The sequence below is a fragment of the Sphingopyxis alaskensis RB2256 genome, from assembly GCF_000013985.1.
Classification (GTDB): Bacteria; Pseudomonadota; Alphaproteobacteria; order Sphingomonadales; family Sphingomonadaceae; genus Sphingopyxis; species Sphingopyxis alaskensis.
The window spans coordinates 1,299,089-1,322,383 of record NC_008048.1; the positions used below are offsets into that span (position 1 = coordinate 1,299,089).

20 protein-coding genes, 1 tRNA gene and 1 pseudogene are annotated in these 23,295 nt (G+C 63.2%); 17 read left to right on the forward strand and 5 right to left on the reverse strand.

Annotation, left to right across the window (positions count from 1 at the left end; translation table 11 throughout):
• The first annotated feature begins 2 nt into the window (after positions 1-2).
• Complete coding sequence (locus SALA_RS06295) at positions 3-983, forward strand: NAD(P)H-dependent flavin oxidoreductase (RefSeq protein ID WP_011541548.1); 981 nt, start codon at positions 3-5, stop codon at positions 981-983.
• A gap of 359 nt (positions 984-1,342) precedes the next feature.
• Here SALA_RS06295 and SALA_RS06300 read toward each other — a convergent pair whose 3' ends face one another.
• The 4 genes from SALA_RS06300 to SALA_RS06315 all read right to left on the reverse strand — a co-directional run bounded on the left by SALA_RS06300 (position 1,343) and on the right by SALA_RS06315 (position 6,182).
• Positions 1,343-3,319, reverse strand: a complete 1,977-nt coding sequence (locus SALA_RS06300; protein ID WP_011541549.1) for an AIPR family protein — start codon at positions 3,317-3,319, stop codon at positions 1,343-1,345.
• Positions 3,320-3,384: 65 nt separating this feature from the next.
• Complete coding sequence (istB, locus tag SALA_RS06305) at positions 3,385-4,152, reverse strand: IS21-like element helper ATPase IstB (protein ID WP_011540730.1); 768 nt, start codon at positions 4,150-4,152, stop codon at positions 3,385-3,387.
• Positions 4,142-5,662, reverse strand: a complete 1,521-nt coding sequence (istA, locus tag SALA_RS06310; protein WP_084764789.1) for an IS21 family transposase — start codon at positions 5,660-5,662, stop codon at positions 4,142-4,144. Before istA ends, istB begins: the two co-directional genes overlap by 11 nt.
• 94 nt (positions 5,663-5,756) lie before the next feature.
• Positions 5,757-6,182 (reverse strand): sulfite exporter TauE/SafE family protein, encoded by a 426-nt coding sequence (locus tag SALA_RS06315; protein WP_011541550.1) that lies wholly within the window; start codon positions 6,180-6,182, stop codon positions 5,757-5,759.
• 105 nt (positions 6,183-6,287) lie between these two features.
• Here SALA_RS06315 and SALA_RS16720 point away from each other — a divergent pair.
• A pseudogene (locus SALA_RS16720) lies at positions 6,288-7,086 on the forward strand (IS5 family transposase).
• Positions 7,087-7,419: 333 nt separating this feature from the next.
• Here SALA_RS16720 and SALA_RS06330 read toward each other — a convergent pair.
• Positions 7,420-7,509, reverse strand: a tRNA-Ser gene (locus SALA_RS06330).
• Between the two features lie 142 nt (positions 7,510-7,651).
• Here SALA_RS06330 and SALA_RS06335 point away from each other — a divergent pair.
• The 15 genes from SALA_RS06335 (at position 7,652) to nirD (ending at position 23,187) form a co-directional block, all read left to right on the forward strand.
• Entirely contained in the window at positions 7,652-8,716 is a 1,065-nt protein-coding gene (locus SALA_RS06335; protein WP_011541551.1) for a lytic murein transglycosylase, read from the forward strand.
• Positions 8,700-9,662, forward strand: a complete 963-nt coding sequence (locus SALA_RS17560) for a septal ring lytic transglycosylase RlpA family protein (RefSeq protein WP_011541552.1) — start codon at positions 8,700-8,702, stop codon at positions 9,660-9,662. The genes SALA_RS06335 and SALA_RS17560 overlap by 17 nt, the downstream gene beginning before the upstream one ends.
• Positions 9,662-10,657, forward strand: a complete 996-nt coding sequence (locus SALA_RS06345) for a D-alanyl-D-alanine carboxypeptidase family protein (RefSeq protein WP_272940673.1) — start codon at positions 9,662-9,664, stop codon at positions 10,655-10,657. The genes SALA_RS17560 and SALA_RS06345 overlap by 1 nt, the downstream gene beginning before the upstream one ends.
• Before the next feature lie 76 nt (positions 10,658-10,733).
• The gene (gene tmk / locus SALA_RS06350; RefSeq protein WP_011541554.1) at positions 10,734-11,357 is read left to right on the forward strand and encodes a dTMP kinase; all 624 of its coding nucleotides are present in this window, start codon (positions 10,734-10,736) and stop codon (positions 11,355-11,357) included.
• On the forward strand, positions 11,345-12,334 hold the full coding sequence (locus tag SALA_RS06355; RefSeq protein ID WP_041383138.1) for a DNA polymerase III subunit delta': 990 nt from the start codon (positions 11,345-11,347) through the stop codon (positions 12,332-12,334). Before tmk ends, SALA_RS06355 begins: the two co-directional genes overlap by 13 nt.
• A 38-nt stretch (positions 12,335-12,372) precedes the next feature.
• Positions 12,373-13,956 (forward strand): methionine--tRNA ligase, encoded by a 1,584-nt coding sequence (gene metG, locus SALA_RS06360; protein WP_011541556.1) that lies wholly within the window; start codon positions 12,373-12,375, stop codon positions 13,954-13,956.
• Complete coding sequence (locus SALA_RS06365; RefSeq protein WP_011541557.1) at positions 13,956-14,732, forward strand: TatD family hydrolase; 777 nt, start codon at positions 13,956-13,958, stop codon at positions 14,730-14,732. The genes metG and SALA_RS06365 overlap by 1 nt, the downstream gene beginning before the upstream one ends.
• A 13-nt stretch (positions 14,733-14,745) precedes the next feature.
• A complete protein-coding gene (locus SALA_RS06370) occupies positions 14,746-15,510 on the forward strand; it encodes an MBL fold metallo-hydrolase (RefSeq protein ID WP_011541558.1) in 765 nt (254 codons plus the stop codon).
• Positions 15,507-15,683 (forward strand): hypothetical protein, encoded by a 177-nt coding sequence (locus tag SALA_RS17310; protein WP_192807453.1) that lies wholly within the window; start codon positions 15,507-15,509, stop codon positions 15,681-15,683. The genes SALA_RS06370 and SALA_RS17310 overlap by 4 nt, the downstream gene beginning before the upstream one ends.
• Positions 15,684-15,878: 195 nt before the next feature.
• The gene (locus SALA_RS06375) at positions 15,879-16,460 is read left to right on the forward strand and encodes an ANTAR domain-containing response regulator (protein WP_011541559.1); all 582 of its coding nucleotides are present in this window, start codon (positions 15,879-15,881) and stop codon (positions 16,458-16,460) included.
• A complete protein-coding gene (locus tag SALA_RS06380) occupies positions 16,457-17,668 on the forward strand; it encodes a CmpA/NrtA family ABC transporter substrate-binding protein (RefSeq protein ID WP_011541560.1) in 1,212 nt (403 codons plus the stop codon). The genes SALA_RS06375 and SALA_RS06380 overlap by 4 nt, the downstream gene beginning before the upstream one ends.
• A 260-nt stretch (positions 17,669-17,928) precedes the next feature.
• Positions 17,929-19,164 carry a nitrate/nitrite transporter gene (locus tag SALA_RS06385; protein ID WP_011541561.1) on the forward strand — a complete coding sequence of 412 codons (1,236 nt, stop codon included), beginning with the start codon at positions 17,929-17,931 and terminating at the stop codon, positions 19,162-19,164.
• 2 nt (positions 19,165-19,166) lie between these two features.
• On the forward strand, positions 19,167-20,369 hold the full coding sequence (locus tag SALA_RS06390) for a hypothetical protein (protein ID WP_011541562.1): 1,203 nt from the start codon (positions 19,167-19,169) through the stop codon (positions 20,367-20,369).
• Complete coding sequence (gene nirB / locus SALA_RS06395) at positions 20,369-22,846, forward strand: nitrite reductase large subunit NirB (RefSeq protein ID WP_011541563.1); 2,478 nt, start codon at positions 20,369-20,371, stop codon at positions 22,844-22,846. Before SALA_RS06390 ends, nirB begins: the two co-directional genes overlap by 1 nt.
• Positions 22,843-23,187, forward strand: a complete 345-nt coding sequence (gene nirD / locus SALA_RS06400) for a nitrite reductase small subunit NirD (RefSeq protein WP_011541564.1) — start codon at positions 22,843-22,845, stop codon at positions 23,185-23,187. The genes nirB and nirD overlap by 4 nt, the downstream gene beginning before the upstream one ends.
• The last annotated feature ends 108 nt before the right edge of the window (positions 23,188-23,295 follow it).

Below are 23,295 nucleotides of genomic sequence, written 5' to 3' on the forward strand. Positions count from 1 at the left end.
GAATGGCTTTCAAGACGCGGATTACGGAGATGCTGGGGATTGCGCATCCGATCGTCCAGGGGGGGATGCAGAGCGTGGGCTATGCCGAACTGGCGAGTGCGGTGTCGAACGCGGGCGGGCTTGGCATATTGACCGCGCTGACGCAGCCGGACCCTGGGGCATTGCGCGCCGAGATCGAGCGCTGCCGCGCGATGACCGACAAGCCGTTCGGCGTGAACCTGACTGTATTTCCGACGATCAACGCCCCCGACTACAAGGCCTATGCGCAGGCGATCATCGACGGCGGGGTCAAGATCGTCGAGACCGCGGGCACGCAGGCGGTGCGCGAGATATGGGAGATGCTGAAGCCGCACGGGGTCACCATCCTCCACAAATGCACCGCGGTGCGCCACGCGCTGTCGGCCGAGCGCGCGGGCTGCGACATCATTTCGATCGACGGCTTCGAATGCGCGGGTCACCCCGGCGAGGACGATGTTCCCGGCCTGATCCTGATCCCGGCCGCCGCCGACAAGGTGAAGATCCCGATGCTCGCCTCGGGCGGCTTCGGCGACGGGCGGGGGCTCGTCGCGGCGCTGTCGCTCGGCGCCGAAGGCATCAACATGGGCACACGCTTCTGCGCGACGGTCGAGGCGCCGATCCACGACAATGTCAAACAGGCCTATATCGACAATGACGAGCGCGGCAGCTTCCTGATCTTCCGCAGCCTGAAAAACACCGCGCGGGTCGGCAAAAACGCGGTCAGCGAGGAGGTCGTGCGCCGCCTTTCGGTTCCCGGCGCCACCTTCGCCGACGTGGCCGAACTGGTCAACGGCAAGGCAGGTCGCGAACTGCTCGAAACCGGCGACCTTTCCAGGGGCGTGTTCTGGGCCGGAATGGTCCAGGGGCTCATCCACGACATCCCAACATGCCAGCAACTCGTCGAACGCATCATTGCCGAGGCGGAGGACATATTGGATCGCCGGATCGCCGGATTTCGCGCCTGAGCCGGCGACCCGCTGGCGCGACGCCACGGCTTTGATCATGGTTCGATCCCGTCAATCACCGCTCTCATCACCGACAAGCGTTCGTCGGACGGATCGCGGCAAGGGGGATGGTTGAGCCTCATCCACCATAGGGGTAGCGGCGAGGTCGCTCGGGCGCCGACATGCCGGGCGACGAAAAACATCCCGCCGTGCTGCTTAGAGCGGCGTGGCGCGATTTCGCGTGATTGGCGGTGGGAGAGAGCCTGCAAACGAACTCGCTCGGCAAGACGTGATGCGGAGGTGCTTGGCCTCATGGAGAGCGGCGGTGACCGAAAGCACGGGATCAGATAGATCTAGGCACAAGGCTAGCGCCATAAACATCAGCCGCTATCGAACCCGTGTTCACGAATGCGCGCAAGCACCTCGAGCGCGTGCTTTGCCTGGAAATCGGTGGGTATCCGTCGCGGCATCGAACTGCAAATCTCTAGAACTTGCATATCCTTAGGAGTCAGTTTCTTTTTCGCCCGCCCCCATTCCATTACATTATTCCAGAATGGAGCCTTAAGTTTCACGACTTCGGCCTGAGCGTTTATGCCCTCTGTCAACACCGTGTTAGCGCGAGCTTCGCGTTCCTCGGTGCGAACGGTATCTACGAGGGCCAAGCAACTTCCGAAATCTTCCCCATACTTCAGTGTTCGGCTCTTAAGGCCGTTCCAACAGGCCTGTTGCTTTGCCCATTCCGACATGTTGCGAACGCCAGTCGGAGGATGCGTAATCGCATCATGAGCCTCCGCCGCGGCGAGAAGCAGGGCGCGCAGAAGGGCATCGGAAACCGCCTGCCGCCGCCAGATGGTGTCGAGATCGAGCATCTGTTTCTGGCCATTGGCATCGTGAAACACTTTTGCCATGGCGTAGGTGACGATATTGGCGCGATAGCCGCCTTCGTACCAATCTTGCTTTGGCACTTCGCTTTCCAACCTGCGGAAGATGATGGCCTTTGCAATCAGGCGCCGATACCAAAGTTCATCATACTTGCTGTCGCTCTTTGGCCAGGCCTCACCGATCTCTCTCGCGAAATCGGCAAAGTTCTTCTGCGCCCCCCGCGAAACAATGTGAGGATGCCCGGAGGCCGAGTATTCGAACTTCGCTAGGTCAGTCTTGCTAAAGAGCTGCGCCTTGGGGAACTCTAGATCAAACTTCTTCTGCTGTGCGACCGTAAGTCGGCTCCGCGCGTTGATGAACTGACCGCGAGAACGCTCATAGAACCACTTGCTGTCGTGACGCTCACCTTCACGCGCAGTGAAGATGACGCTCCGAGAAAACTGCTCGATACGGATGTGGAAGGGGTGATTGGAAAAAAAGTCGGCCGCATTCACCTTGTTCTGAGTATTGGCGTACTCCGATATCTTTGGCACAATTTCCTCTGACCGATCAGGAGGCACCACTGTCAGCTTCATTTGCACGAATACATGCGAAAGCTGCTCCTTCGCCGTTTTAAGTGCGCTGTGAATCGATCCTGTCGTCTGCGCTCCGTTTACGATCTGCAAATTGTTAATGGAAGCAATCGCAAGACCTTCTTCCGAACGAACACAGGTGACTTCGTCTGCCGTGGCGGATAGTCCATTGTTGTATGGAAAGAAGAGCTCAGGCTCCTCCTTAACGGTCTTCTGGATGCCCTTGTTCGTCTTCGCCCGCGCCTGAAGAAAAGACCGCACATTCGCCTCCAGCAGGCGCGCGCCCCATCGATCATAGATCGCTGCCAACTGCTGACCTGGCACGATCATTAGATAGCTCTCGAGAGCTGCGTCGGTCTGGGAAGCCTTGAGCGCAGGTAGGGGAGCGCCGAAATCATTGGCGAAATCGATCACCATATCCTCTCGCGCCTGACCGGATCGGTCGAAACGTTCGAATCGTGCGAGATCCCATACAGACCAGGTGACTGGTACATCGCCAAGTTCTGCAAGTTTCACCGCGTCATCCCGGCCGATATACTGGCGGTTCGAAACAAGGATCAGCTTGACCTTAGTGACCCGCGACCACGTGGTGATGATCAAATCCGAGACCTGAAATGCGGGGCTGACTTCATTCAACGAATCCCTGAACTCTTCGGTCCGGGCTTTTTTAAGGAAGCGGATCAGAGGATTGAGGATAGGCGAAACGTCGGATTTCCCGAAGGTCTGAACTTCGTCGCCGTCAACGAAATCACAGACGATCAGTCCGAGAACACCCTCTGCGTCGCGTGGGTCACCTGCATACCCATCGATCCTGAGCTTCTGTGCGCCCTCACCAATCTGGTAATAGGCACGGTCGGCCACCTCAATGTTGATTTGCGCTGAGAACTGACCCGGGATTTTCATCGAGAACTGACCCGGGTGGGTATGGGTTAAGTGTTGCCCTTAGCGGGCATCGTCAAGTGTTGGCATTACCCCTTTCTGGATTTGGGCGCGGTGGAACTGGCCCTGAAGCGGAAGCTGTCATTGCCGGTCTCGAGAATGTGGCAATGGTGGGTCAGGCGATCCAGTAAAGCGGTCGTCATCTTGGCATCGCCGAAGATGCTGGCCCACTCGCTGAAGCTCAGGTTGGTGGTGATCACCACGCTGGTGCGTTCATACAGCTTACTGAGCAGATGGAACAGCAGGGCACCGCCTGACGGGCTGAACGGGAGATATCCCAACTCGTCCAATATTATGAGGTCGAGCTTGAGCAGCCGCTCGGCCAGTTGGCCTGCCTTGTTAGCCGCCTTTTCCTGTTCCAGCGCATTGACCAGATCGACGGTGGCGAAGAAGCGAACTTTTCTACGGTGGTGCTCGACCGCTTGGACGCCAAGGGCGGTGGCGATGTGGCTTTTGCCGGTGCCGGGCCCGCCGATCAGCACCACATTGTCGGCGCTATCCATGAAGTCACCGCGGTAGAGCTGACGCACCAAGGCCTCATTGATCTCGCTGGCGGCGAAGTCGAAGCCGGCCAGATCCTTGTAGGCAGGGAAGCGGGCAGCCTTGATCTGATAGGCGATTGAGCGGACCTCGCGCTCGGCCATCTCAGCTTTGAGCAACTGGGACAGTACCGGCACGGCCGCCTCGAAGGCAGGGGCGCCTTGCTCGATCATGTCGCCGACGGCCTGAGCCATACCATACATCTTGAGGCCGCGCAGCATCACGACGACCGCGGCGCTGGCGGGGTCATGACGCATGACGCAGCTCCCTCAGCGTGTCGTAGCGGCCTACATCGGCTTTGGGCTCCGTGCTAAGGCGCAGGGCCTGCGGGGCATCGATCGTTGGTGCCGGTGGCGCCTTGCCGTCAATCAGGCGGTGCAGCACGTTGAGCACATGAGTTTTAGTTGGCACACCGTCCTCAAGAGCCAACTCGACTGCGCATAAAACGGACTGCTCATCATGGTGCAAAACAAGAGATAGGATCTCAACCATCTCCTTGTCACCGCCGAGCCGCTTGAGCAGTTGGGTCTGCAACTGGCGGAATGCCTCGGGCATCTCAAGGAATGGCGCACCATTGCGCAGGGCGCCGGGCTTGCGCTGAACGACAGCCAGATAGTGGCGCCAGTCATAGATCGTGCGTCCCGGCTTCTGATGGGACCGGTCAATGATCCGCTCGTGTTCGCACAAGACTTGTCCTTCCGCGACGATGACAAGCCGCTCGGGGTAAACTCTCAGGCTGACGGGCCGATTGGCAAAGGAGGCTGGCACACTGTAACGGTTGCGCTCGAAGGCGATTAGGCAGGTGGGCGACACGCGCTTGGTCTGCTCGACGAAGCCATCGAAGGGCCTCCCCATGGGCATCAAGCTGATTACCTCTTCGGCGTGCACATCGGCGATGGTGCCAGGTAATGTGCCGTGCTGGATTTCTGCCCACTGCGCGACACATTGTTCCTCAAGCCAGGCATTGAGAGCTGCAAGATCTGGGAAGCTGGGCATGGGCTGCCACAGACGGTGACGGGCATCCTGAACGTTCTTCTCGACCTGTCCCTTTTCCCAGCCCGATGCTGGATTGCAGAAGTCTGTTTCGAATAGATAATGGCTGGCCAGGGCGGCGAACCGGGCGTTGACTTGGCGCGCCTTACCACGGCCGATCTTGTCGACCGCCGTCTTCATATTATCAAAGATCCCGCGTTGGGGAATGCCGCCCAGCACTCGGAATGCCTGCGTCAGGGCGTCGAACAGCATCTCATGCGTCTGCAACAGATAGGCCCGAACGATGTAGGCCCGGCTGTGTGATAGCTTGGTATGGGCCACCTGCAGCTTGACCTGCTTGCCACCCAGCACGGCGTAATCCTCGCTCCAATCGAACTGGAAGGCTTCGCCAGGCTGGAAAACCAGCGGCACGAAGGTCCCGCGTCCGCTGGTTTGCTGCTCATACTGGCGGTCGCGCTTCCAATCGCGGGCAAAGGCCGCCACGCGAGCATACGAGCCGTCATAGCCCAAAGTGACGAGATCAGCGTAAAGCTGCTTGGCCGTACGTTTCTGTTTGCGCGATTTGCCCGACTCCACGCGCAGCCAACCTGTCAGCTTCTCGGAAAACGGGTCCAGCTTGCTCGGCCGGTCGGGAACCTTAAACACCGGCTCTACCGCGTCTGCTCGCAGATATTTGCGGATCGTGTTGCGTGATAAGCCGGTCCGCCGCTTGATCTCACGAATGGCCATGCCTTGGCGGAAATGCCACCGGCGGATCACACTGAGTAGGTCCATGTCGATCACTCCGATGCCTCCCGACTGCCTGCCGGGGGCGAGGAAAACATGGGTCAATTCTCAGTGAAAATTTCTGCCCCTCCCGGGTCAGTTCTCAGCGCAAATCAACAGCCAGTGCAGCCGGGACTGGGGGGCGCCTCGCCGCCGCGTCGATGTTCTCAGAGCGCCGTGCCGTGCGAACGAGATGGAATGCGGAGAACAGCAGCACGACGCCCACCATCGGGCGGTACAGCCACGGGGGGACGTCGATCAGCCCACCGAGGAACGCGGCGGGGACCGAGGCAACGGCGAAGGGAAGCAACAGCCGCCAGTCGTTCTGCCCGGCGCGGGAGTAACGATAGACGGCTAGCGAGGCGACGAGGATGTTCAGTGCCAATGCCGTGGGCCGCATCACGTCCGGCGAGAGACCAAATAGGGCCATCGCGGCCAAGTATCCAGACGCCCCGGCGTGGCCCACCGACGAGTAGAGCGTGGCGGCAATCATTATCAAGGCAGCGAGGATCACGTCCGCTTCGCTCATGGGATGTCAAAATCCAAGATCTAGGGTCCAAACTCAATCAGCCTCTTGAAAATCGGCGCGCACATTGATTCACGGGTTCTCCGCTGAAGCAGGAGGCCTTTGGAAATGTCGCGTTCGTTGTTCTGGCTGTCAGATGAAGCATGGCGGGCGATCGAGCCCCACCTGCCGAGGAACCAGCCCGGAGCGCGGCGGGTCGATGATCGCAGGGTAATCTCCGGCATCATTCACATGCTCAAGTGCGGCGGCCGCTGGGCGGATTGCCCGCCTGAATACGGCCCATCGACAACGGTCTATAATCGCTGGAACCGGTGGAGCAGGCGGGGCATCTGGACCCGCATCCTGGCGGCGCTGACCGAGGAGGGCTGGATCGCGGAAACCGGCCAGATCGACAGCAGCTACATCAAGGCCCACCGCTCTGCCGGTGGCGCAAAGTTGAGCGCATGCCAATGATCCGGGGGATCATTGGACCGCGAAACGGGCGCGGGCCAATGCCATTGGCATCTCGCGTGGCGGCCGGACGACCAAGATCCATGCGCTTGTCGATGTCCTTGGGCGACCGCTCCGCCTCGTCCTGACGCCCGGCAACACGTCCGACGTGAAAGGCGCGGACCTGCTGATCGGCGAAACCGTCGGAATGAAGCGGGTGATCGCCGACCGTGGCTACGACGCCAACCGCATCAGGGCTGCCTTGCGCGAACAGGGCACCATCCCTGTCATCCCCGGCCGACGCAACCGCAAGCGCCCGATCCAGTATGACGAACGACGCTATAAAGATCGCTGGCGGGTCGAGGCCATGTTCTGCCGCCTCAAGGACTTCCGCCGCATCGCTACCCGCTACGATAAACTCGCCAGGAATTTCCTGTCAGCCGTAAGCCTCGCAGCCGCCGTGGCCTTCTGGCTGTGATTGAGTCTCGACCCTAAAGGCACACTATCTAGCAAAACGTGACCGAGGCATCACCCTTTTTGCGGATACCTCGGATTCTCACATTGTCTTGGCTGCCGGGTTTGCACTGAAAAGGTATCGACATGTGCGGGACAGAAAAGCCCGGAAATCCATCACTTTCCAGTTCGATACCTTGTGGGATGAGGTTTAGGTGAAAAGAGACAAATGCCGATCAGAGACCGATTTTGTCGGTTTCGGCAGTCTCTGAGGTTCGGTCAGATTCAGCAAAACCGCGCAGAAGCTGGGGATTTTCTGGCCCCATAAGGCCCATCTCATTGATTCGCATTGAGATGTTGGCGGACAGGGTGGGATTCGAACCCACGGTGAGCTTGCACCCACGGCGGTTTTCAAGACCGCTGCCTTAAACCACTCGGCCACCTGTCCGGTGGCGTCGCCATAGCGTGCGAGCGCGGTGCGGCAAGCAAAACCTTGTTCCAACGGTCCGCCTTGCGAATGACTCGCCCTGTCCCGCGAGCGCCTAGCCAAGCGGCTCGATTCTGTGCGAAACCATCCCTATGGGTGGGTCATGACGCAAACTAGCATTTTCATAATACGCAAATATTTCGTACTTTCAGCGGCAATACTGGGGGCGTGGATCGTTGCTGCCCAGGCGCCGCTCCATGCGCAGAGCGCCGATGCCGGGTTCGACGCCTATGTCCAGTCGCTCTGGCCGAAAGCGCAGGCGCGTGGCGTGTCGCGCGCGACGTTCGACCGGGTGACCGCCGGACTGCGCTACAATAGCCGGGTGGTGGCGCTCGACCGCGACAATCTGGGATCGCCGCCCAGCCCGAACACACCGATACCTGCTTTCGCGCCCTATAAGGCCCGGCACGTCGATGCCGCGCGCATCAACGGCGGGCGCCGCGTCCACGACCGCCTGCTGCCGCTGCTCGCGCGCATCGAGGCACGAACGGGTGTGCCGACGAGCATCATGATCGCAATTTACGGGCATGAGACCGCCTATGGCCAGGTCACGGGCAGCTTCGACCTGCCCGAAGCGCTCGCGACGCTGGCGTATGAGGGACGCCGACGCAGCCTGTTCGAGCCCGAGCTGATCGCGACGATGGTGATGGTCGAACGCGGCGTGCCGCGCGATGTGCTGAAGGGGAGCTGGGCCGGCGCCTTCGGTTATCCGCAGTTCCTCCCTTCGGTCTATCTGCGTGTCGCCGAGGACGGCGATGGCGACGGCGTGGCGCGGATATGGTCGAGCGAGGCCGATGCGATCGAGTCGATCGGCGCCTATCTGCGCAACGCGGGCTGGCGCGCGGGTCAGCCATGGGGCGTTGCGGTCAACGTTCCGGCGACTTTCGATCGAGCCGCTGTTGCCAACCGCCTGACCCCCACGCGCTGTCCGCGCGTGTTCGAGCGTCACAGCCGCTGGCGCTCGATGGCCGAGTGGCGCGCCGCCGGGCTTCAGCCGGTCAGTGGGCGCTGGCCCGACGACGATGTTCAGGCGACCTTGCTCGAACCCGACGGGCCGGGGCGGACCGCTTATTTGCTCACCGGTAACTATCGTGCGATACTGGACTATAATTGTTCCAATTTTTACGCATTGTCTGTGGGATTGCTGGCGGATGAAATCGATCGTTAGGGACGGGTGCCTGATCGCGGGAGCAGCCCTGATGCTGTCCGGTTGCGGCGGGGTTGATGGCGCGCGCAGTGCGCGACCGGTGCCCAACCCGGTCGCAGCATCGCAGGGCGTCTCCGACGTTCCGGTGATCGTCGGGGACTCCTATAAGGTGGGCGATGTCACCTATACGCCCGCCGACGTCATCGATTATGACGATGTCGGCTATGCGTCCTGGTACGGCGATGAGGCAGCCGGCAAGGCCACCGCCAATGGCGAGATTTTCGATCCGGCGCGGATCAGCGCCGCGCACAAGACCTTGCCGCTGCCGAGCTATGTCGAGGTGACGGCGCTCGACACCGGACGAACAATCCTTGTCCGCGTCAACGATCGCGGGCCGATGGCGAACAACCAGCTGATTGCCCTGTCGCCTGCCGCCGCGATGCAACTCGGGCTGGAGCGGGGTCTGACAGCTGTTCGTGTTCGCCGCACCAATCCACCCGCCGCCGAACGCGCGCAACTGCGCGCAGGGAAGGCCGTTCCGGAACGGCTGGCCACGCCGGCATCGTTGTTGGCCATCCTTCGAACGAAGGCGAGTGCCTTGCCCGCACCGAAAGGCGCGAGCGAACCCGCGCCGCCGGTTGCCTCATCGAAAGCGAAGCCGGGGGACGACCGCATGGCCGTGCAGGGCAATATCACGCCGGCGATCATGAAACAGACGCCGGCGAAACCCGCATCCCCGGCGAAACCTGCTGTCGCCACGGGCCAATATGTCGTGCAGATCGGCGCGTTCAGCACCGAAGCACGCGCCAGGGCCGCGGCCAAGCCGGTAGGTGGTCGGGTGTCGAGGGCGGGCAATCTGTGGCGCGTTCGGATCGGCCCCTTCGCCAGCGAAGCCGACGCTCAGGGTGCGCTGGCCACGGCGAGATCGAAGGGATTTCGCGATGCCGCGCTCCTCCGCGATCGATGATGCGGGCGAGGGGCAAATTCGCCCTGGGCTATGGCGCTGCTACGGCGCTGGCCCTGCTGGCGAGCAATGTCGCTTTTTGGCCCGCTGCAGCGGCGAGGGATAATCGCTCATCCGGCGCCGCCAGCGCCGCGGCGGTCAGTCCGGCGCCCTATGCGACACAGGCGCCGATCGTCATGCTCAAGGACATGGAGTCGGGCGCGATCCTTTTTTCGCGGGGTGCCGACAAACGCTTCGCCCCGGCTTCGATGGCGAAGGTGATGACCGCCTATGTCGTGCTTGATCTTTTAAAAACGCGCGAACTGCGGCGCGACACGACATTCACGGTCAGCGACGCCGTATGGAGGAAATGGAACAGCAGTACCGGTGGGTCGACGATGTTCCTCAGTCCCGGCGAGAAACTGTCGGTTGACGATCTGCTGAAGGGTTTGATCACCGTATCGGCGAATGATGCGGCGGCGGTTCTTGCCGAAGGAATCGATGGCAGCGAAGAAGCTTTTGTCAGGCGAATGAATAAGGTGGCGGCTGATATTGGTATGGCGTCGAGTCATTTTGGCACGCCCAACGGCTGGCCGGACGGCGGCGTCACAAAGGTCAGCGCCGCTGACCTCATCACGCTTGCCGATCGACTTATCCGTGATCATCCGGACGGTTATGCGCGTTATTTTTCAATCCCGAAACTCCAGCATGGCGTCGCGCCCGACGGACGACCGATCGTGCAACCGAACCGCAACCCGATTCTCGACCGGGTTGACGGCGCCGATGGCCTCAAAACGGGGCATACCCGCGAGGCAGGCTATTGCTTCCTGGGGTCGGCCGAACGCGATGGCCGCCGGCTGATCATGGTCGTTGCCGGTCTGCCCAGCGCAAATGCGCGGCGGGAGGAGGCGCAAAGGCTGATGGACTGGGGGTTCGCCGCCGCAGCGCATCGAATGGCAGCCGAAACCCGGCGTGGGAGCGCCTCAACGAGCGTGGCCGCGGGCGCGACGCATAGATGACAAAGCCGGCGGGGCAGTTTACCTCCCGTGCCATGTCTCGACACCAGCCCATCCTCCCGTCGTCCGGTCTGACGCCGTGATCCGCGGACGCTTCATCACGCTTGAGGGCGGCGAGGGTGTCGGCAAATCGACGCAGTTGCGCGCCTTGTCGGAGGCACTCGCCGCGCGATCGATCGAGGTTGTGGCAACGCGTGAACCCGGCGGCAGCGTGGGCGCCGAGGCAATCCGGACGCTGCTGATGGAAGGCAGCGACGACCGCTGGGATGCGCGCAGCGAGGCGCTGCTGTTCGCCGCCGCGCGCGCCGACCATGTTGCGCGCACGATCCGCCCGGCGCTTGCGCGTGGCGCATGGGTATTGTGCGACCGATTCGTCGATTCGAGCCGCGCCTATCAGGGCGGCGGGGGGGGGATCACCGACGCCGATATCCTGGCGCTCCACCGTTTCGGATCCAGGGGGCTGCTGCCCGACCGCACCTTCCTGTTGACCGTGCGCCCCGATGAAGCGGCGCGCCGACTGGCAGCGCGCGGTGATCGCGACCGCATGGGCAGCAAGCCCGCGGACTATCAGGCGCGCCTCGCCGCGCGATTCGCCGAAATGGCCGCGACCGAGCCGCAGCGCTGGCGGTTGATCGACGCCGACCTGCCCGCCGCCGACGTCACCGCGGCCATGCTTGCGGAGCTGATCGAATGGCTGCCATGATCGGCCATCAGGAGGCCGAAAAGGCGTTTCTGGACGGCTGGCAGGGCGGCCGCCTGCACCATGCCTGGCTGCTCGCCGGGCCACAGGGGATGGGGAAGGGGGACTTTGCCGAGCGCGCGGCGCGCTTTCTCGTGACCCATGGCGCAGGTGGCGGGCGCGCGGCGGTAGCACTTGACGATCGAGGCGACGATGCCGCCGCACGGCTCGTCGATGCGGGCAATCACCCGGAGATCATCCGGCTGACGCGCCAGCCCAAGGACAAGACCAAGGAGCTTGCGCGTAACATCACCATCGACCAGGTGCGCCAGGTGATCCGCCGTCTGCATCTGTCGCTGTCGCTCGGCGACTGGCGCGTCATCATCGTCGATGCCGTCGACGACCTGGAAAGCGATGGTGCCAATGCACTGCTCAAGACGCTCGAGGAACCGCCCGCCAGGACGCTGTTCCTGCTGGTCAGCCATTCGCCGGGGCGGCTGCTCCCGACGATTCGTTCACGCTGTCGAATCCTTCGTTTTCAACCGATTGACCGTGACGTCATGGTGTCATGGCTCCACGATCTGCGACCAATGCTCGACATGCCCGAGGTGCGCGCGATCGTCGCCGCGTCGGGCGGGGTGCCCGGCAAGGCGCTGGCGTTGATCGACAGTGATGTCGCGTCGATGCAAAAGAAGCTGCTGGCCATCGCCGCCTCGGGCGACCCCGAGAACCGGCTGCGCGAGGCGCTCGCGCGCGAGGTCGGCGGCGCGAGCAATCGCGCGCGGCTTGAACTGGTGATCGACATCGTTCCCGGATTGCTGGCAGCAATGGCGCGCGAGCGTCCGATCACCGAGATCGCGCCTGTGCTGGCCCAGTGGGACCGTGTGCAGCGCACGGTGCGCGATGCTGTCCGGGGCTCCTACGATGGCACGATGGTCGGTTTCGAGATCGGGAACTGCCTCGCGGAGCTTGCGCTGCGATCGGCACAGGCGGCACGCTGACGCTTTCCCTCGCGCGCGGCAGCGGCTAAGGCGCGCGCATGTCCCAACAGAGCGCTCCCTTCTATATCACCACCGCGATCAGCTATCCCAACGGCCGCCCGCACATCGGCCACGCCTATGAAGCGATCGCCACCGACGTCATGGCGCGGTTCCAGCGCGCGCGCGGCCGCAACGTCCGGCTGGTGACCGGCACCGACGAACATGGGCTGAAGATGTTTCAGACCGCGCGTGACCAGGGGCGCGCGACGATCGATCTGGCAAATGAAATGTCCGGATATTTCCGGGAGATGTATGCCAAGTTGAATATCAGCTATGATATGTTCATGCGCACGTCCGATCCGGCGCACCACGCCGCCTCGCAGGCGATCTGGAAGGCGATGGAAGCCAATGGCGACCTTTATCTCGACCGCTATGAGGGTTGGTATTCGGTTCGCGACGAAGCCTTTTACGATGAGAGCGAGCTGACCGACGGGGGGGAGGGCATCCGCCTTTCGCCGCAGGGCACGCCGGTCGAATGGACCGTCGAGGAAAGCTGGTTCTTCCGCCTGTCGAACTATCAGGATCGGCTGCTCGCGCTCTATCGCGACAATCCCGACTTCATCCGCCCCGAAAGCCGCCGCAACGAGGTGCTGCGCTTCGTCGAGGGCGGTTTGAAGGATTTGAGCGTCTCGCGCACCAGTTTCGACTGGGGGGTTCCGGTGCCGGGATCGCCGGGGCACGTCATGTATGTCTGGGTTGATGCGCTGACGACCTATTTGTCGGGGCTGGGCTATCCCGACCCGGCGAGCGACTTCGGCACATTCTGGCCCGCGAACATTCATATGATCGGCAAGGATATCGTTCGTTTTCATACTGTTTACTGGCCGGCCTTTCTGATGAGTGCCAATCTGCCGCTGCCTCGCCAGGTGTTCGGCCACGGCTTTCTGCTCAACCGCGGCGAAAAAATGTCGAAGTCGCTCGGCAATGTCGTCGATCCGATGGCGCTCGCCGAGCGGTTCGGCGTCGATGCGCTGCGCTATTATCTGCTGCGCGAGGTCAGCTTCGGACAGGACGGCAGCTATTCGGCCGAAGCGATCGTCCGCACCGCCAACGCCGACCTCGCCAACAGCTTTGGCAATCTGGCGCAGCGCAGCTTGTCGATGATTTTCAAAAACTTGGGCGGTGAACTTTCGGCTGACTATACTCCGGCACAGGATGATATTGATCTGTTCCACTTGGTCAATCTCAGCGCAAAAGACCTATTACCTCGGGCGTTCGAACAACTGGCCTTTTCGGTCGGGATCGAGGAGTGGCTGCGCGCTGTCTTCGCCTGCAACCAATATGTCGATGCGCAGGCCCCTTGGGCGTTGCGCAAGAGCGATCCCGAACGCATGCGCGTCGTTCTGATGACGCTGTTCCAGGCCGTGCGCACGCTCGCCATTGCCATTCGGCCCGTCGTGCCGACGGCGGCCGACAATCTGCTCGATCAGATGGGCATTGCCCCCGACGCGCGTGATTTTGCGGCGCTGGCCGACGCCGACTGGTTCGCCAGACTGGCGGCGAGCGGTTTCACGGTCGGGCAGCCCGTGCCGATCTTTCCGCGCCTCGACCTGCCCGAAGAGGAGGGGGAAGGGGAGGCGTGATGCTCGTCGATTCGCACTGTCACCTCAATTACAAGGGCCTCGCCGAGCAGCAGGACGAGGTGCTGGCGCGCGCACGAGAGCGGGGCGTGACCGCGATGCTCAACATCGCGACGCGCGAAAGCGAGTGGGACGATGTGCTCGCCGCCGCCGAGGCGAACGACGATGTGTGGGCGAGCGTCGGCATACACCCGCACGACGCCGACCAGCATCCCGACGTCGATACGGCCAAGCTGATCCAGCGCGCCGCGCATCCGCGGGTGATCGGAATCGGCGAGACCGGGCTCGACTATTACTACGACAAGAGCGATCGCACCCGGCAACAGGACAGCTTTCGCCGCCATATCCATGCGGCGCAGGCCACGGGCCTGCCGGTGATCGTGCATATGCGCGACGCCGAGGCCGACACGCTGGCACTGCTCGGCGAGGAAATGGCAAGGGCAAGCTTTCCCGGTGTGATCCACTGCTTCACCGCAAGCGACGCTTTTGCGCGCAAAGCGCTCGATATCGGCCTTTATATTTCGATCTCCGGCATTGTGACGTTCAAAAACGCCACCGACTTGCAGGCAACGGCCAAATGGCTGCCGCGGGAGCGGTTGCTGGTCGAAACCGATGCCCCTTTCCTCGCCCCGGTGCCGCATCGCGGCAAGACCGGCGAGCCGGCGTTCGTCGCCGATACGCTGGCGTTTCTTGCCGATCTGCGTGACGAGGATCCGGATGCGCTTGCAGCCGCGACAAGCGCCAATTTCTATTCGCTTTTCAACAAGGCGGCGGCATGACGTCACGCGGCGCATGAAGGTTAGAATCCTTGGCTGCGGAACGTCGTCGGGCGTTCCCCGCATCGGCAATGACTGGGGGCAGTGTGACCCCGATAATCCACGTAACCTGCGCAGCCGTGCCTCGATTCTCGTGTCGCTCGGCGGGTTTCGCATCCTTGTCGACACCAGTCCGGACATGCGCATGCAATTGCTCGACGCGCGCGTTGGCGAGGTCGACGCCGTCATCTGGACGCACGAACACGCCGATCACACGCACGGCCTCGACGATCTGCGCCAGATCATGCACCGGCGCGGCGCGGCCGTTCCCTGCTACGCACGCCATCATGTGCTCGACATATTGAAGTGGCGCTTCACCTACGCCTTTGCCGGCAATGCCGGATATCCAGCGTCGGTCGATCCGATCGACTTGCTCGACCACCAGTCGATCGGCCCTGTCGAGGTATCGGCGATCGAAATGCCGCACGGTCCGATCAAGGCGAGCGGCCTGATCTTCAGCGACGGTGCGCACAGGATTGCCTATGCTACTGATTTTTCAAGGTTCACCGATGAAATGGTCGACTTTTTCCAAGGCGTCGACCTGTTCGTGATCGACGCGCTGCGTCGCTATCCGCATCCGACGCATCCGCATCTGGCGATGACGCTCGAAGGTCTTGCAAAGGTGGGCCATCCGCGCGCGATTATCACGCATATGGACAATACGATGGACTATGCGGATCTTGTCGCCGAATTGCCGAGCGGTGTCGAACCCGGTTATGACGGGTTGGAGGTGCAGTTATGAATGGCGACACGACGGTCCAGCTGCTTTGGTTTGCCGGAGCCTTCACACTGGTGCTGAGTTCGCTTCTGGCGCGGCGGCTCCCGATGGCCGACTGGCTGAAGATGGCGCTCGCCTGGGTGGCGATATTCGGGCTGGTGTTCCTCGTAATCCGAACCTGGCAGGTGGTGACCTGAGGTCCCGATGCAGGTTCCAGCCATCCCGGTCATCCGATGTATTTAACATAATATATATTATCAAATAAATAATCACACTGGGCGGCGCAGGAACGTCCCCCCCTTTCCATCGGTCTTGGGCCCTTCTGGCCGAGACGTTGCATGGCGGCGATCATCCGGCTGGAAGAATCCCCCCGCGCGCCTTAAGGCGCGCGCATGAGGATAGCGATCATCGACACCAGCATGACGCGCGCCGCCATCATTTCCGATGGCTTGCGCGAAGCCGGTCTCGACGATCTGGTGCTGATTGATCCTGCGGGTCCCCTCGTTCGCCAGATCGAAGCGGCACAGCCCGAAGTGGTGCTCATAAATCTGGAAAATCCCAGCCGCGACCAATTGGAAGACTATTTCGCCATGTCGCGCGCGCTCGCCCGACCGATTGCGATGTTCGTCGATCAAAGTGATGCCGAAGCGACGGGAGCAGCAATCGACGCCGGCGTGTCGGCCTATGTCGTCGATGGCCTCTCGAAACAGCGGATCAAGCCGGTTGTCGACCTGGCCATAAGGCGTTTCCAGGCCTTTTCGCGCCTGCAACGCGAACTCGATGAAGCGAAGAATGCGCTCGCAGAGCGCGCGGTGATCGATCGTGCAAAGGCGATATTGATGAAGCGTCGGCAGATCGACGAACCGGCGGCATATGCGCTGCTGCGTGGTCAGGCGATGCGCACCAACCGTCGTATCGTCGAGATCGCCGAAGCGATAGTGACCAGCGAAACGCTGCTGGGAGACATGGAATGATGACGGAAAGCTTTCGCATCGGCTTCCTGCCGTTGGTCGACGCCGCGCTGCCGATTCTGGCGCACGAGATGGGGTTTGCCGGGCGCGAGGGACTGCGTATCGAACTGGTTCGCGACATGACCTGGGCGACGGTGCGCGATCGGCTGCTCTATGGGCACACCGACGCCGCACACATGATTGCGCCGCTGGCGATCGCGACGACGCTTGGGCGTGACCGGCCGCCGGTACGGCTCGCGGTGCCGTTCGTTCTAGGGCTCAATGGCAATGCAGTGACCGTCTCGACCCGTCTCGCCGATGAAGCGGGGCTTGGCCGACAACTCGGCGATCCCGTCCAGTTCGGCCAGGCTTTGCGGGTGATTGCGGCTGCGCGCAAGGCGGCCGGCAATCCGCTGCGTTTCGGCGTCGTCCATCGCTATTCGAGCCATAATTACATGTTGCGCTATTGGCTCGCAGGCGTCGGCATCCATCCCGACGCCGACGTCACGATCGTCGTCACCAGCCCCCCCTTCGCCGCCGACGCGCTTGCTGCGGGCGAAGTCGACGGCATATGTGTCGGCGAGCCGTGGAACTCGATCGCGGTCGACCGCGGGGTCGGGCAAATTGCGCTGGCAACCGCGCAGATCTGGCGGCGCGGAGTCGAAAAGGTGCTCGCGCTGCGCGAATCGGTGGTCGACGAACGGCGCGACGCCGTCGAAGCACTCGTTCGAGCACTCCATGCCGCGGCGGCGCAGTTTGTCATGCCCGACGCCACCGTGGAAAGCGCCGACATATTGGCGCGTCCCGAATATCTGGACGCGCCACGCGATGCGGTGCTGCGCGCGATCACCGACCGCATTCGCGTCGTCCCCGGCGGCGAGCCGATCCACTATCCCGATTTCATGTTTCAGTATCGCGAGGCCGCGAACTTCCCGTGGCGCAGTCAGGCGGCCTGGCTTTATTCGCAAATGATCCGCTGGGACAGCAACCCCTTCTCCGAAGCCGATGCCGCGACGGCTTCTGCGGTCTTCCGTCCCGACATCTACCGCGCTGCGCTGGCCGGCACCGGCGCGCCGCTGCCCGGCGCATCGTCAAAACTCGAAGGCGGGCTCGACGAACCCATCGGCGCGGGTTCGGTCCAGGGCCGTCTGACCCTCGGTAGCGACCTTTTTTTCGACGGACGTGCCTTTGATCCCGACGATATCCAGTCCTATCTTGCTGGACTGGAATGACTTTTTGCTCTTTCGAACTTTATGCTGCAACTGCGAAATAAAGTCTTGCGACGAACAGGCGAATCAGTCACCTTAAGGGCACTCGGCGAGGCTGCCGGGGCAGGATAAAGCGGTAACGGCTCCAACGACGGGGCCGGTCCGCGAGGCGGGTGGGAAGCCTTTTTCCACATTCCGACATGGCAATGAAGCCGTCAGGATGCGCCCGCGCGGCCGCCGTCCTGGCGGCTTTTTTATTGCCCGTCGCACGAAGGGGACGGACGATGACGACTGCAAGCGCGGGGGCCGGAGCGGCCCCCAAATCGAGTTTCTGGGCGAGCGGGCACTGGCCGACGCTCGTCGCCGCCTTTCTCTATTTCGATCTCGCCTTCATGGTGTGGGTAATCCTCGGCCCGCTGGCGCCCGCGATTTCGGCCGACCTCGGCCTGACCCCCGCGCAAAAGGGGTTGATGGTCGCAGTCCCCACGCTCGCCGGGGCGCTGCTCCGCGTCGTCAACGGCCTGCTCGTCGATCGCATCGGCCCCAAGCGCGCCGGGGCGATCAGCCAGGTGATCGTAATCGCCGGGCTGTTCACCGCCTGGTTGATGGGGGTGACCAGCTTCACCGGCACGCTCGCGCTCGGCGTGGTGCTCGGCTTCGCCGGGGCCAGCTTTGCGATTGCGCTGCCGCTCGCGAGCCGCTGGTATCCGCCCGAGCATCAGGGCAAGGCGATGGGGCTCGCCGGGATGGGCAATTCGGGCACCGTGCTCGCAGCGCTGTTCGCCCCCGGCCTCGCGGTGATGTTCGGCTGGAACGCGGTGCTCGGCCTCGCCTGCATCCCGCTGGCGATCGTCTTTTTCCTCTATTCGTTCATGGCAAAAGACGCGCCGAACGCTCCTGCGCCCAAGAAGCTGGTCGACTATTTCCAGCCGCTCAAGACCGCTGATGCCTGGTGGCTGATGGCCTTTTATTCGGTGACTTTCGGGGGCTTCGTCGGGCTGGCCGCATCGCTGCCGATCTATTTCACCGACCAGTTCCATCTGAGCCCCGTGATGGCGGGCTATTGCACCGCCGCCTGCGTCTTTGCCGGGTCGTTGGTGCGGCCGATGGGCGGCGCGCTCGCCGACCGGATCGGCGGGGTCAAGGCGCTGATGATGGTCTTTGTCGTCGCGGCGCTAGCGCTCGCCGGGGTGCCGCAGGCGGACACCCTCGCCGCCGCGCTCGGCCTGTTCGTGATCGCGATGCTCGCGCTCGGCACGGGGAATGGCTCGGTGTTCCAGCTCGTGCCGCAGCGTTTTTCGGCCGAGATCGGGGTGATGACCGGGCTGGTCGGCATGGCGGGCGGCATCGGCGGCTTCTACCTCGCCTCCTCGCTCGGCTTTGCCAAGCAGTGGAGCGGCAGCTTTGCGCCGGGCTTCTATATCTTCGCCGGGCTTGCCGTTGCCGCGCTCATCGCCCTGATGTTTGTCAAGAATCAGTGGCGCGCAACCTGGGGCGCCGCCGAAGGCGTACGGATCTAGCCATGACCCGCACCCTCATCCTTTTGCTGGCGCTCGCGCCGGCCGGGGCGGCACATGCCCAGGCCGTCGAGCTAGAGCCGGTTGGCGAAGCCCGCCTCCGCTACGAAAACGTCGATCAGGACGGCCTCGCCGCCAATGCCGAAGCCCTCACCCTGCGCGTCCGCGCCGGGGTCGAGGCCAAGGCGGGGCGCTGGTCGGCGCTGGTCGAAGGGCAAGGCAATCTCGCCATCATCGACGATTATTTCGACGGGCTCCACGGCGCCGCGACCCGGCCAATCATCGCCGACCCCGAAAACATCGCCCTCGCCCGCGCGCAGCTTCGCTATGCCGCGCCCGCCATTACGGTGACCGCGGGGCGCCAGCGGATCGGCTTCGACGACGAGCGTTTCGTCGGCAGCGTCGGCTTTCGTCAGAACGGCCAGAGCTATGACGCGGTGCGCGCTGAGGTGACGCCGGTGAAGGGCGTGAAGGTCGATCTCGCCTATGCGTGGAGCGTGCGCACCATCTGGGGCATCGACGGTGCCGGGGCGCGGCAACAGGCAGTGTCGGGCGACAATCTCTTCGCCAATGTCGGCGCCCGGACCCCCGTCGGCAAGCTCAGCGCCTTCGCCTATCTGGTCGACCAGGACGAAGCGGAGATGCAGGGTTTCCGCATGTCGAGCCAGAGCTATGGCGCCCGGCTCGATGGATCGAAGTCGCTCGGCAAGGCGAAGATCGGCTGGCAGCTGAGCTATGCCCGCCAGTCCGACTGGCACCATAACCCCAACGACTATAGCGCCGACTATTATCTGGCCGATGTTGCCGTCGATTTCGGCGGCCCCCGCGTCGGCGCCGGGTACGAGATACTCGGCGCCAACAAGGGGATTTCGCTCACCAGTTTCCAGACCCCGCTTGCCACCGGCTTCAAATTTCAGGGCTGGGCCGACAAGTTCCTCGTCACCCCGCCCGACGGGGTCCGCGACCTGTATGCCAGCGCGGGCTGGAGCTGGAAGGCGGTCGGCCCGCTGAAAGCCGTTACCGTGCAGGCCGCCTATCACGACTATCGCAGCGACCGCGCATCGCGCGCCTATGGGGACGAGATCGACCTGCTCGCCAGCGCCAAGCTGGGCAAGATCACCGGTTCGTTACGTTACGCGCATTATCGAGCCAACAGCTTCGCCACCGGTACCGATAAAATCTGGCTGCAATTCGATTGGACGCTTTGATGGAACATCGCCCCCTCTCCCCCGACGCCGACACGCGCGCGCATCTCGTCGTCATCGGCAACGGCATGGCCGGATGCCGCGCGGTCGAGGAGCTGCTCGCGCGCGACCCGGCGCGCTATCGCGTGACGATCTTCGGCGCAGAGCCGCGCGTCAATTACAATCGCATCATGCTTTCGCCCGTGCTGGCAGGCGAGAAAAGCTTCGAGGATATCGTCATCAACGATGCCGACTGGTATGCGGACAATGGCATCGCGCTGGTCGCGGGCGACCCGGTGGTTGCACTCGATCGCGCGGCCAGGACCGTGACGACGCGCGGCGGCATCGTCGAAACCTATGACAAGCTGGTGATTGCGACGGGGTCCGATCCTTTCATCATTCCCGTTCCCGGCAAGGATTTGCCCGGCGTCATTGCCTTCCGCGACATGGACGATGTCGGCACGATGCTTAGCGCCGCGGAACAGGGCGGCAGCGCCGTCGTCATCGGCGGCGGGCTGCTCGGGCTCGAGGCAGCGCATGGCCTGTCCTTGCGCGGCATGAAGGTCACCGTGCTCCACCTCATGCCGACCCTGATGGAACGCCAGCTCGACGAAGCGGCGGGCTGGCTCCTGAAACAGGCGCTGGAAGCGCGCGGCCAGACGATCCTGACCGGCGCCGACACCGCCGAGATCGTCGGCGAGGTCAAGGTCGAGGGCGTAAAGCTCAAGGATGGCACGCTGATCCCCGCCGATCTGGTGGTCATGGCGGTCGGCATCCGCCCCTCGATCGCGCTCGCACGCGATGCCGGGCTTGCCGTCGGGCGGGGCATCTTGGTCGATGACCATATGGTGACCAGCGATCCCGACATTCTCGCGGTCGGCGAATGCGTAGAGCATGACGGACAGGTTTACGGCCTCGTCGCGCCGCTCTGGGACATGTGCCGCAGCCTCGCCGACGGTCTGGTCGAACGACCGTCGGGCTATCGGGGTTCGGTGACCTCGACCAAGCTGAAGGTGTCGGGGATCGACGTCTTTTCGGCGGGCGATTTTTCAGGCGGCGACGGTTGCGAGGACATCGTGCTGCGCGATGCAAGCCGCGGCGTCTACAAGCGCGTGATCGTCAAGGACGACCGCATCGTTGGCGCGGTGCTCTATGGCGATACGGCCGACGGCAGCTGGTACTTCGACCTGCTCAAACGCCAGGAGGATGTCTCCGGCCTCCGCGATCTGTTGATCTTCGGCCAGGCCTTCGCCGCTGGAGGAGGCGCGGCGGACCCTAAGGCGGCCGTTGCGGCGCTCTCGGACGATGCCGAGATTTGCGGCTGCAACGGCGTCACCAAGGGCCAGGTCGTGTCGTGCATCACCAAGGGAGCGCACAGCCTCGACGCGGTGCGCAGCACCTGCAAGGCGTCGGCGAGCTGTGGCAGCTGCACCGGCCTCGTCGAGACCCTGCTCGCGCTGACGCTCGGCGACGAGGTGCAGGCCGGGCCCAAGACGATGTGCAAATGCACCAGCTTCGGTCACGACGACGTCCGCCGCGAGATCGTCGCGCAGAATATGCGCTCGATCCCCGAAGTGATGCAAAAGCTGCACTGGACGACCCCCGACGGCTGCTCCTCCTGTCGTCCGGCGCTCAACTATTATCTGCTCTGCGCGCTGCCCGGCGACTATGTCGACGACCAGCAGAGCCGCTTCGTCAACGAGCGCCTCCACGCCAATATCCAGAAGGACGGGACCTACTCGGTCGTGCCGCGCATGTGGGGCGGGCTGACTAACCCGACCGAACTGCGCGCGATCGCCGATGTCGTCGAGAAGTACAATGCGCCGATGGTCAAGGTGACCGGCGGCCAGCGGCTCGACATCTTCGGCATCAAGAAGGAGGATCTGCCCGCGGTCTGGGCCGACCTCAATGCCGCCGGGATGGTCTCGGGCCACGCCTATGGCAAGGCGCTGCGCACGGTAAAAACCTGCGTCGGGTCCGAATGGTGCCGCTTCGGCACGCAGGATTCGACCGGCCTCGGCGTCAAGATCGAGCGGATGAGCTGGGGCAGCTGGATGCCGCACAAGTTCAAGATCGCCGTGTCGGGCTGCCCGCGCAACTGCGCCGAGGCGACGATCAAGGATTTCGGCGTCGTGTGCGTCGACAGCGGCTATGAGCTGCACATCGGCGGCAATGGCGGCATCCATGTCCGCGCGACCGACCTGCTCTGCAAGGTCGCGACCGAACAGGAGGCGATGGACTATTGCGCTGCCTTCATCCAGCTCTACCGCGAGGAAGCGCGCTATCTTGAGCGCACCGCGCCGTGGATTGAGCGCGTCGGGCTCGACTATGTGAAGGGGCGGTTGCTCGACGATCCGGCGGGCCGCGAGGCGCTGCGCGCTCGCTTTCTCCATTCGCAAAGCTTCAGTCAGGACGATCCCTGGGCACAGCGCGCCGAGGGCGCCGAGGCCGAACATCATGCGCCGATGGCGCGCTTCATCCCGCAGGAGGAACTGGCATGACCACCACCGCAGACTGGCTCGACATCGGCTGGGTCGACCAGATTCCGGTGCGCGGCAGTCGCACCGTGCAGGTCGCGGGCGGCGACGATATCGCGGTGTTTCGCACCGCAGAGGGCAAGGTCTTCGCCCTCCTCGACCGCTGCCCGCACAAGCATGGTCGACTGAGCCAGGGCATCGTCCATGGCGGCGCGGTCGCCTGTCCGCTGCACAACTGGCGGATCAGCCTGTCGACCGGCGAGGCGCTGGGCGACGACCAGGGCTGCACGCCGACGGTTCCGGTCAAGATCGACGGCGGCCGCGTCCTAATCTGCCGCGCCAGCACGCTGAAGGCGGCGGCGTGAATCACCCTCTCCCCTTCAGGGGAGAGGGCCGGGGAGAGGGGAGCGACAGTTGAGCGCTTCCCTGCCCCCGCCCCCTCTCCCAACCGGTGCCGGGTCAACCGTGCCCCG